This window comes from Pseudomonas sp. GG8 (assembly GCF_052976945.1).
In genome coordinates this window covers 3,147,138-3,157,225 of sequence record NZ_JBRIIP010000001.1, presented here as the reverse complement: position 1 = coordinate 3,157,225, position 10,088 = coordinate 3,147,138, and the positions used below count along the sequence as shown (strand labels likewise).

The window sequence follows — 10,088 nt, the reverse complement described above, 5'->3', positions numbered from 1 at the left end:
CGTGATGTTCGTGTCTTTACTAAGTGCCGCTGTCGTTCAAACTGTCGAAAGGCATGACCTGATTATTGACACCGATCCTGGGGCCGACGATGTGGTGGCGCTGCTACTGGCCCTTGCATCGCCTGATGAGCTGAACGTACTGGCCATCACAACTGTGGCGGGCAACGTGCGTCTTGATAAAACCTCGCGCAATGCCCGGCTTGCGCGTGAATGGGCTGGGCGCGAAGAGGTGCCGGTATACGCCGGGGCGTCAAAACCGCTAGTGCGGACACCGATTTATGCCGAGAACATGCACGGTAAGGAGGGGTTGCCGGGTGTTGCTGTGCATGAGTCGAAGGTGGGCATGGCCAAGGGCAATGCGGTGGATTACCTGATCGAAACCTTGAGCAAGGCAGCCCCGCACAGCATCACCCTCGCAATGCTTGGACCGCAGACCAACCTGGCGTTGGCCCTGATGCAGGCGCCGGAAATCACGCAAGGTATCAAAGAAATAGTGGTCATGGGGGGCGCGCACTTCAATGGCGGCAACATGAGTCCGGTGGCCGAGTTCAATATCTATGCCGACCCTCATGCCGCGCAAATCGTGCTTGCCAGCGGCGTAAAACTGACCTACATCCCGCTGGACGTGACCCATAAAATCCTCACCAGCGAACAAAGGCTCAATCAGATCGCGGGATTGAATAGTCAGGCGGGCAAGCTGGTCTGCGGCATTCTCAATGAGTATGTCAAAGCGGACATGGCGCATTACGGTTTGCCCGGTGGGCCGGTACATGACGCCAGTGTGATCGCTTACTTGCTAAAACCGGAGTTGTTTACCGGGAAGCAGATCAATGTGGTCATCGATAGTCGCGAAGGCATCACCTTCGGTCAGACGCTTGCCGATTGGTACGACACGCTCAAGCAAGATAAGAACGTGTTCTGGGTCAAAAATGGCGACGCCCAAGGGTTCTTCAACCTGCTGACCGCGCGTCTGGGTCGCTTGAAGTAAGTCCCGCTCAGGTCGCCGCAAGTCCTCACTCGCTGCTATCGGCAGCGGAATGGTCGTGCGGGTATTTTTCGAAGACCTGGCTGACGAATGCCTGGGCGGCTGCGGTGCCCAATGCTTTGAACAGCAAGTCTATCGCTATGATTGCCAGTTCTTCCGGGCTGCCCGGACTGTAAGAACATTGCCCTTGGGGCCATTTGGCCTTGATGTCAGCGTCGATTGATACGATTGCCATTTGTGTCCCGTATTGTCCGAAAAAAAGCCATTGCGCGTGTGGCACCCATCGGTGAGCTGTTGCGCAGCGGCGGGCAAGTAAACCATTTCCGACATCATTTGGCACTGCGACTTAGGCATGGGCCGACGCTCATGCCAAACTTGTCGACAAATTTCCGAGGACGCCGACGTGCAAATTGATCTGAACAACTCCGTTAGCTTTACCCTTGATGCTGTGCGCCAGCTTATTGCTGCAGCCAACGATGATGTCCACAACCAGCTGCGTGTGAGCAAGGCGGGTATTGCCTGGATTTCATCTACCCATGTGGGTGGCGTAGCCATTGACGGGCTGCTGTTTCGTTTGGAGACCTGGTCGGCAGGCTCCGGGTGCGTTGGTCCGGTGGCGGCCAGTGATAGCGTCTGGGTCATGCAGATATTCAATGCACTCAAGGACAACTGGGCTAACCCACGTTTTGATTATGTAGACGTGTACTGAAAACGTTTTGACATGATTTGGCTGCGCGCCTGTTTGTCGACTGGGGCAGACTTCCACTGATCCACTGATCCACTGATCCACTGATCCACTGATCCACTGTCGGAGCGGGGTCGCGGGTAACCGTTGCAACAAACGCATCGCAACCGTTGTCGCACATGTTCTGGTTAATATTTATTTAGTGAGGAGGTCGCATATGCCTTGGAAGTTCGCATCATTGGGTTCCGTTATCGCTGCGCTCGTGCTGTCTGGGTGCAGCAGTATGTCCGAGCCCAAAGAGCCTGTGGTTTCGGCGGCTGAAGCAGGGGCTGGCCGATGCAATGCAGCTGCAGCAGAATTTGCCATTGGTCAGAAGGCCTCCGCGGAACTGCTGGAACAGGCTCGCGTCAAGTCGGGTGCGCAGAATGCCCGCGTGCTTAAGCCCAGTGACATGGTCACGCTGGAATACAGGTCGGATCGCTTGAATCTGAACGCAGATGACCGCTCGATCATCACTCGAGTCAACTGCGGCTGAATGCACGAGACCTTTGTCTTGCCCATAAAAAACCCCGTCACATGGACGGGGTTTTTTTAGTCCGGGGAAATTACTCCGCGCGAACCTGAGCAGCTTGCATGCCCTTCTGGCCTTTTTCAGGTACGAAGGAAACGGCTTGGCCTTCTTTCAGGCTTTTGAAACCGTCGCTTTCGATAGCTTTGAAGTGTACGAACAGGTCGTCACCGCCGTTTGCAGGAGTGATAAAGCCGAAGCCTTTTTCATCGTTGAACCATTTTACGGTGCCGTTTTGGCGATTAGACATGGTGTATCTCCAAGAACATAATTTTTCAGTAGTGCTGTGCTGCTCAGGCCAACTGGGCACACCGGGCTATCATAGTCGAAATGTTTGGATGTAGAAGTCTTTCGCAAAACAGTTTGCGAAAGCAATACGCTCCGCTCATTGGCTAATGCGCCCGGAGGCCTTGATTTATCTTGCTTGCGGCCAATTTCAGTCACTCGTAAAAAAAATCCATTTTTGCTGTTTGGACTGTCGGGAAATGGCTGAAATTGGCCGGGGATTTCCAGTTTTGCCAAGCTGTCACGTTTATTTTTTGGCTGTGCAGGACGCATCGATTTCTTTTAGCAATCTCGCACGTAACGCCCCGCCTTCGGCAGTCTGGCTGTTTAACTCCTTCGTCTCTGCCGTACTGAATTTTTTCTCGATGACGTTCGCGCCGCAGGTGCAATGCGTCTGGGCGGTGGCCTTATCGACACTTTGAGTGGCGGTGGCGATGCACTCGTTCATGTACTGATCGCGCGCGCCAGGGGGCCAGGCGGCTTGGGCGCTCAGGGGCAACAACATGGCGATAGGGGCGGCGAGAGTGAGTAAGCGATAAAGACGCATGGTTGAATGCTCCTTGTAATGAGGGGGCTGTGTCACAACATCCACTCATTATTTGAGGGGTGTTGGTCGCCTCAAGTTCACCGGATCATTTCATTTGTTCGCGGCAACCGATTGGGCTCAAGTTGAAGTGCTGTTGTCAAACATGTGTGATAACATGCGGCGCCTGAACATCCGCGACGTCTCAAGGGTTTCTCGACAGGTCGCACCTGTAGCTATTTTATTTTCACTCCAGTCACTCTGGTTCGGTTAAACGGTTGGCCCTAGGGCTCCTGCCACTGTGAGGCAGGCATACCACCGGATCTTGTACTGGCTCATCCCAACCCACGTGACCTTTGGTAGGGGTCACCACTAGGAGAGGAGGCGCCATGCCCACCATTACTCTTCCCGACGGCAGTCAGCGTTCATTCGATCATCCGGTTTCCGTAGCCGAAGTCGCGCTATCCATTGGCGCTGGCCTGGCTAAAGCCACCGTGGCTGGCAAGGTCAATGGCCAGCTGGTCGATGCCAGCGATCTAATCGACGGCGACGTCAGCCTGCAGATCATCACGCCCAAAGATCAGGAGGGGCTTGAGATCATTCGCCACTCTTGCGCTCACTTGGTCGGTCATGCAGTCAAGCAGTTGTTCCCGACGGCCAAAATGGTCATCGGTCCGGTAATCGACGAAGGCTTTTATTACGATATCGCTTATGAGCGTCCGTTCACGCTCGACGATTTGTCGGCGATTGAGCAGCGTATGCAGCAGCTGATCGAAAAAGATTACGACGTCATCAAGAAAGTCACTCCGCGCGCCGAAGTGATCGAAGTGTTCACTGCTCGCGATGAAGACTACAAGCTGCGTCTCATCGAAGACATGCCCGATCAACAGACCATGGGTCTGTACTATCACGAAGAATACGTCGACATGTGCCGTGGTCCGCACGTGCCGAATACGCGCTTCCTGAAATCGTTCAAGCTGACCAAGCTGTCTGGCGCCTACTGGCGCGGTGATGCCAAGAACGAGCAGTTGCAGCGAATCTATGGCACGGCCTGGGCAGACAAGAAGCAATTGGCTGCCTATGTCCAGCGGATCGAAGAAGCTGAAAAGCGCGATCATCGCAAGCTTGGCAAGCGTTTGGGGTTGTTCCACACCCAGGAAGAAGCGCCGGGTATGGTATTCTGGCATCCGAACGGCTGGACCCTGTACCAGGTTCTTGAGCAATACATGCGCAAGGTTCAGCACGAGAACGGTTATCTGGAGATCAAAACTCCACAAGTGGTCGATCGTTCCCTGTGGGAAAAGTCCGGTCACTGGGCTAACTATGCCGACAACATGTTCACCACCGAGTCCGAGAACCGCGACTACGCCATCAAGCCGATGAACTGCCCGTGCCACGTACAGGTATTCAATCAGGGCTTGAAAAGCTATCGCGAGTTGCCGATGCGTCTGGCGGAGTTCGGTGCTTGCCACCGCAATGAGCCATCAGGTGCATTGCACGGTATCATGCGTGTGCGTGCTTTCACTCAGGATGATGCTCACATCTTCTGTACTGAAGAGCAGATGCAGGCAGAATCCGCCGCGTTCATCAAATTGACGCTGGACGTGTACGCTGACTTTGGCTTCAAGGACATCGAGCTCAAGCTGTCCACGCGTCCCGAGAAGCGCGTAGGTTCCGACGAGTTGTGGGATCGCGCCGAAAGCGCATTGGCGGCCGCACTCGACAGCGCTGGTTTGCCGTATGATCTGCAGCCGGGCGAGGGTGCCTTTTATGGCCCCAAGATTGAATTTTCGCTAAAAGATTGTCTGGGTCGGGTATGGCAATGCGGTACATTGCAACTCGATTTCAACTTGCCGATCCGTTTGGGCGCCGAGTATGTCTCGGAAGATAACAGTCGCAAGCACCCGGTCATGTTGCACCGTGCGATACTCGGTTCCTTCGAGCGTTTCATCGGTATTTTGATCGAGCATTACGAAGGCGCTTTCCCGGCCTGGTTGGCACCCACTCAAGCAGTGATCCTCAATATCACTGATAAACAGGCAGATTTTGCCCTTGAAGTGGAAAAAACTCTCGCTCAAAGCGGGTTTCGTGCCAAGTCTGACTTGAGAAATGAAAAGATCGGCTTTAAAATCCGCGAGCATACTTTGCTCAAGGTTCCTTATCTCTTGGTGATTGGAGATCGGGAAGTCGAAATGCAAACTGTCGCTGTGCGGACACGTGAAGGTGCTGACCTAGGCTCGATGCCGGTCGCACAATTCGCTGAATTTCTCGCTCAAGCGGTTTCCCGGCGTGGTCGCCATGATTCGGAGTAATTATTATTAAGCGTGAAATGAGACAAGATAAACGAGCTGCACCGAAGGCCCCGATCAACGAGAATATCTCGGCACGCGAGGTTCGGTTAATTGGGGCTGAGGGTGAGCAGCTTGGGATTGTGTCAATTGAAGACGCGCTTCTTAAGGCTGAAGAGGCCAAACTGGATTTGGTGGAAATTTCCGCCGATGCAGTACCCCCTGTTTGTAAGCTGATGGACTACGGCAAATCGATCTTCGAGAAGAAGAAACAGGTTGCCGCTGCGAAGAAAAACCAGAAGCAGATTCAGGTTAAAGAAATCAAGTTTCGTCCAGGGACGGAGGAAGGGGATTACCAGGTAAAACTGCGCAACCTGGTACGTTTCCTGAGTGATGGGGACAGGGCCAAGGTATCGTTAAGATTCCGTGGTCGTGAGATGGCCCACCAGGAGCTGGGGATGGAACTGTTGAAGCGGGTTGAAGGTGACTTGCTTGAATACGGTTCGGTCGAACAGCATCCTAAGATGGAAGGACGCCAACTGATCATGGTCATCGCCCCGAAAAAGAAGAAGTAACCACCAGGGCACGGCAGGCCTTGCGGTTATGTTTATCAACTGAATGCGGAGTACCGAACATGCCAAAGATGAAAACGAAGAGTGGTGCAGCTAAGCGGTTCTTGAAAACCGCTAATGGCATCAAGCACAAGCATGCTTTCAAAAGCCACATTCTGACCAAAATGTCCACCAAGCGTAAGCGTCAATTGCGCGGTAGCAGCTTGCTGCATCCGTCTGACGTGGCAAAAGTGAAGCGCATGCTGCGCCTTTGCTAATTTTGGTCAAGAATAGAGGAAATAGATCATGGCTCGTGTAAAGCGTGGCGTAGTCGCCCGTAAACGTCACAAAAAAATTCTGAAACTGGCTAAAGGTTACTACGGCGCGCGTTCACGCGTATTCCGTGTAGCCAAGCAAGCGGTAATCAAGGCAGGCCAGTACGCCTACCGTGACCGTCGTCAGAAAAAACGTCAGTTCCGCGCTTTGTGGATCGCTCGTATCAACGCTGGTGCTCGTATTAACGGTCTGTCCTACAGCCGTTTCATCGCCGGTCTGAAAAAAGCGTCCATTGAGATCGACCGTAAGGTTCTGGCTGATCTGGCAGTGAACGAAAAAGCGGCGTTTGCTGCGATTGTCGAGAAAGCTAAAGCCACTTTGGCCTAAGTCCCCGACAATCACCGGGCCCGGTTTCCGGGTTCGGTGTTAAACGTCATAAATAGGGGAAGAGCCTTTTAAGCTCTTCCCCTATTTCGTATCTGGAGTCTGTAAATGGAAAACCTGGATGCGCTGGTCTCTCAAGCACTTGAGGCCGTGCAACACGCTGAAGATATCAATGCCCTGGAGCAAATCCGGGTTCACTTCCTTGGTAAAAAGGGTGAGTTGACTCAGGTGATGAAGACCCTGGGTAATTTGCCTGCTGAAGAGCGTCCGCAAGTCGGCGCACTCATCAATCTCGCCAAGGAGCGTGTCACAGAGGTTCTCAATGCGCGTAAAGCGTCGTTGGAGCAGGCGGAACTGACCGCCAGGCTCGCGGCGGAGTGCATTGACGTGACCCTGCCGGGACGTGGTCAGACCTCGGGTGGGCTGCATCCGATTACCCGAACGCTGGAGCGGATCGAGCAATTCTTCACTCATATTGGCTACGGCATCGCCGAAGGCCCCGAGGTCGAAGACGATCACCACAATTTCGAAGCGCTCAACATCCCTGGCCACCATCCGGCGCGGGCGATGCATGACACCTTCTATTTCAATGCGAGCATGCTGCTGCGCACCCACACCTCTCCGGTGCAAGTGCGGACCATGGAAACGCAACAACCGCCTATTCGCATCGTTTGCCCGGGCCGGGTTTATCGCTGTGATTCGGATATCACCCATTCGCCGATGTTCCATCAGGTCGAAGGCTTGCTGATTGATCGCGATATCAACTTCGCTGATCTCAAGGGCACGATCGAAGAGTTCTTGCGAGTGTTCTTCGAAAAAGAACTGGCGGTGCGTTTCCGTCCGTCCTTTTTCCCGTTCACCGAGCCATCGGCTGAGGTCGATATCCAGTGCGTCATGTGCAGCGGCAAAGGCTGCCGTGTGTGCAAGCAAACTGGCTGGCTGGAAGTCCTGGGTTGCGGGATGGTCCATCCGAACGTACTGCGTATGTCCGGCATAGATCCTGAAGAATTCCAGGGATTCGCTTTCGGTATGGGTGTTGAACGTTTGGCCATGCTGCGTTACGGCGTCAATGATTTGCGTCTGTTCTTCGACAACGACTTGCGGTTCCTCGCGCAATTTCGCTAGGTCGCACGCCCGTAACGAATCTATTTGGAGAGCAGGATGAAATTCAGTGAACAATGGCTGCGTGGCTGGGTAAGCCCGCCAGTTTCCCGCGACGAGCTGGTCGCTCGTCTGTCTATGGCCGGTCTTGAGGTTGACAGCGTTACGCTGGCCGCCGGTGAATTCACTGGCGTGGTGGTAGGCGAGGTGCTGAGCACCGAACAGCATCCAGACGCCGACAAGCTGCGTGTGTGCCAAGTAAGCAATGGCGCAGAGACCTTTCAGGTCGTGTGTGGCGCGCCCAACGTGCGTCCTGGTTTGAAAATTCCGTTTGCCATGATTGGGGCTCAACTGCCCGGCGATTTCAAGATCAAGAAAGCCAAGCTGCGTGGCGTTGAGTCGAACGGCATGCTGTGCTCCGCAGCCGAGCTGCAAGTGGGCGAGGGCAACGATGGCTTGATGGAGCTGCCTGCCGATGCGCCAGTGGGTCAGGATATTCGTGTTTACCTTGAGTTGGACGATGCGAGCATTGAAGTCGATCTGACGCCTAATCGCGGCGATTGTCTGTCGGTAGCCGGTCTGGCACGGGAAGTGGGCGCGTTGTACGCCACTGAAGTCAAACGTCCTCAGGTGGCTGTAGTGCCAGTTGTGCACGACGAAGTGCGTCCTATCGAGGTGCTGGCGCCTGCTGCTTGCCCACGTTATCTGGGCCGCGTGGTGCGCAACGTGGATCTGTCCCGTCCGACGCCGCTGTGGATGGTGGAGCGTTTGCGTCGTTCCGATGTGCGCAGCATTGATGCCGCAGTCGATATCACTAACTATGTGATGCTCGAACTGGGTCAGCCGCTGCACGCATTCGACCTGGCTGAAATCAACGGCGGCATACGCGTCCGCATGGCAGAAGATGGCGAGAAGCTTGTTCTGCTCGACGGTCAGGAAGTCAGCCTGCGTGCCGACACCCTGGTGATCGCGGACCATCAGCGCGCTTTGGCCATTGCCGGCGTTATGGGGGGCGAACACAGTGGCGTCAGCGCCAAGACTCACGATATTTTTCTGGAGAGCGCGTTCTTCGACACCATTATGGTCGCTGGCAAAGCGCGCTCTTATGGCTTGCACACGGATGCTTCTCACCGTTACGAGCGCGGTGTGGACTGGCAGCTTGCACGCGAAGCCATGGAGCGGGCGACAGGCTTGTTGCTGGAAATAACTGGCGGCGAAGCGGGTCCGATCGTAGAAGCTGTCAGCGAACAGTATCTGCCTTCGGTTGCTCCGGTCATTCTTCGCGCTGAACGGATCAGCCAGATGCTGGGCATGGAAATGGATTCGGCTGAGGTCGAGCGCCTGCTCACCGGTCTTGATCTGAAGGTTTCCTCTGAATCAGCTGGGCAATGGCGGGTAGAAGTACCAAGCCATCGCTTCGATATCAGTCTGGAAGTCGACTTGATCGAAGAGCTGGCGCGGCTGTATGGCTACAACCGCCTGCCGGTTCGTTACCCGCAGGCACGCCTGGCGCCTCAAGCCAAGGCGGAAGCGCAGGGTGATCTGCCTGCGCTTCGTCGCTTGTTGGTTGCCCGTGGTTATCAGGAAGCGATCACCTACAGCTTTATTGATCCAAAATGGTTCGCGCTGTTCAATCCGGGCGTAGAGCCTCTGCTCTTGGCCAACCCGATTTCGGTCGACATGGCAGCCATGCGTTCTTCTTTGTGGCCAGGTCTGGTCAAGGCCCTGCAGTACAACCTCAATCGCCAGCAAGATCGTGTGCGCATGTTTGAAAGCGGTCTGCGGTTTGTCGGTCAATTGGAAGGTTTGAAGCAAGAGCCAATGCTTGCTGGTGTCATTTGTGGCAGCCGACTGCCTGAAGGTTGGGCACAAGGCCATGATGCGATTGATTTCTTTGATGTCAAAGCCGACGTCGAAGCAGTGCTCGGTTTCGCCGGTGCGCTGGAAGCGTTCAGCTTCACGCCGGGGCATCATCCCGCGCTGCACCCAGGCCAGACCGCTCGCATTGAGCGTGATGGTCGGGAAGTTGGGTATGTGGGTGCGCTCCATCCAGAATTGGTGAAAACCTTGGGTCTGGACCGTCCGGTTTTCGTTTTTGAGCTGGTGCTGGCGGAAGTGGCTCAAGGTCGTTTGCCGAAATTCCAGGAGCTTTCGCGCTTCCCGGAAGTTCGTCGGGACCTTGCTTTAGTAGCTGATCGTGATGTTCCGGCAGCGGCGGTGCTGGATGTTATTCGTGAAAACGCAGGCGAATGGCTCACGGACCTCAGGCTATTTGACGTGTATCAGGGTAAAGGCATTGATCCGCATAGAAAAAGCCTAGCAGTTGGCTTGACCTGGCAGCATCCATCGCGCACTCTTAATGACGATGAGGTAAATGCGACGACGCATAAAATCCTCACCTCGCTCGAGGAAAGGTTAAACGCCACGTTAAGGAAGTAGCGT

13 protein-coding genes are annotated in these 10,088 nt (G+C 54.7%); 9 read left to right on the top strand and 4 right to left on the bottom strand.

Translation table 11 applies throughout. From position 1 onward, the window contains the following. The first annotated feature begins 4 nt into the window (after nt 1–4). Nucleotides 5–988 (top strand): nucleoside hydrolase, encoded by a 984-nt coding sequence (locus ACVBEG_RS15235; protein WP_447107985.1) that lies wholly within the window; start codon nt 5–7, stop codon nt 986–988. A 25-nt stretch (nt 989–1,013) separates the two neighbouring features. On the opposite strand, the gene ACVBEG_RS15230 is transcribed toward ACVBEG_RS15235, so the two are convergent. Then, nucleotides 1,014–1,220, bottom strand: a complete 207-nt coding sequence (locus ACVBEG_RS15230) for a hypothetical protein (RefSeq protein WP_322178680.1) — start codon at nt 1,218–1,220, stop codon at nt 1,014–1,016. Between the two features lie 168 nt (nt 1,221–1,388). Between ACVBEG_RS15230 and ACVBEG_RS15225 the strand changes: the two genes are divergently transcribed. Continuing rightward, nucleotides 1,389–1,694 (top strand): hypothetical protein, encoded by a 306-nt coding sequence (locus ACVBEG_RS15225; RefSeq protein ID WP_322178681.1) that lies wholly within the window; start codon nt 1,389–1,391, stop codon nt 1,692–1,694. A gap of 193 nt (nt 1,695–1,887) precedes the next feature. Next, on the top strand, nt 1,888–2,205 hold the full coding sequence (locus tag ACVBEG_RS15220) for an I78 family peptidase inhibitor (protein WP_322178682.1): 318 nt from the start codon (nt 1,888–1,890) through the stop codon (nt 2,203–2,205). A gap of 70 nt (nt 2,206–2,275) precedes the next feature. Here ACVBEG_RS15220 and ACVBEG_RS15215 read toward each other — a convergent pair whose 3' ends face one another. From ACVBEG_RS15215 to ACVBEG_RS15205, 3 genes are read right to left on the bottom strand one after another with little or no spacing between them, the layout of a single operon-like run. Further along, nucleotides 2,276–2,488: a cold-shock protein gene (locus ACVBEG_RS15215; protein WP_322178683.1), complete on the bottom strand. Its 213-nt coding sequence runs from the start codon at nt 2,486–2,488 to the stop codon at nt 2,276–2,278. Then, entirely contained in the window at nt 2,461–2,796 is a 336-nt protein-coding gene (locus tag ACVBEG_RS15210) for a hypothetical protein (protein ID WP_322178684.1), read from the bottom strand. The genes ACVBEG_RS15215 and ACVBEG_RS15210 overlap by 28 nt, the downstream gene beginning before the upstream one ends. Further along, nucleotides 2,771–3,070, bottom strand: coding sequence for a hypothetical protein (locus ACVBEG_RS15205; protein ID WP_322178685.1), 300 nt, complete (start codon nt 3,068–3,070; stop codon nt 2,771–2,773). Before ACVBEG_RS15205 ends, ACVBEG_RS15210 begins: the two co-directional genes overlap by 26 nt. A 365-nt stretch (nt 3,071–3,435) precedes the next feature. Here ACVBEG_RS15205 and thrS point away from each other — a divergent pair, with 365 nt between their 5' ends. From thrS to pheT, 6 genes are all read left to right on the top strand, one after another. Then, entirely contained in the window at nt 3,436–5,358 is a 1,923-nt protein-coding gene (gene thrS / locus ACVBEG_RS15200) for a threonine--tRNA ligase (protein WP_322178686.1), read from the top strand. Next, nucleotides 5,358–5,909 (top strand): translation initiation factor IF-3, encoded by a 552-nt coding sequence (gene infC, locus ACVBEG_RS15195; protein WP_172668659.1) that lies wholly within the window; start codon nt 5,358–5,360, stop codon nt 5,907–5,909. Before thrS ends, infC begins: the two co-directional genes overlap by 1 nt. A 59-nt stretch (nt 5,910–5,968) precedes the next feature. Next, entirely contained in the window at nt 5,969–6,163 is a 195-nt protein-coding gene (gene rpmI, locus ACVBEG_RS15190; RefSeq protein WP_003442181.1) for a 50S ribosomal protein L35, read from the top strand. 28 nt (nt 6,164–6,191) lie between these two features. After that, entirely contained in the window at nt 6,192–6,548 is a 357-nt protein-coding gene (rplT, locus tag ACVBEG_RS15185; protein WP_047275143.1) for a 50S ribosomal protein L20, read from the top strand. Between the two features lie 105 nt (nt 6,549–6,653). Next, nucleotides 6,654–7,670: a phenylalanine--tRNA ligase subunit alpha gene (gene pheS / locus ACVBEG_RS15180; protein ID WP_322178687.1), complete on the top strand. Its 1,017-nt coding sequence runs from the start codon at nt 6,654–6,656 to the stop codon at nt 7,668–7,670. A gap of 36 nt (nt 7,671–7,706) precedes the next feature. After that, on the top strand, nt 7,707–10,085 hold the full coding sequence (gene pheT, locus ACVBEG_RS15175; RefSeq protein WP_322178688.1) for a phenylalanine--tRNA ligase subunit beta: 2,379 nt from the start codon (nt 7,707–7,709) through the stop codon (nt 10,083–10,085). Nucleotides 10,086–10,088: the final 3 nt, after the last annotated feature.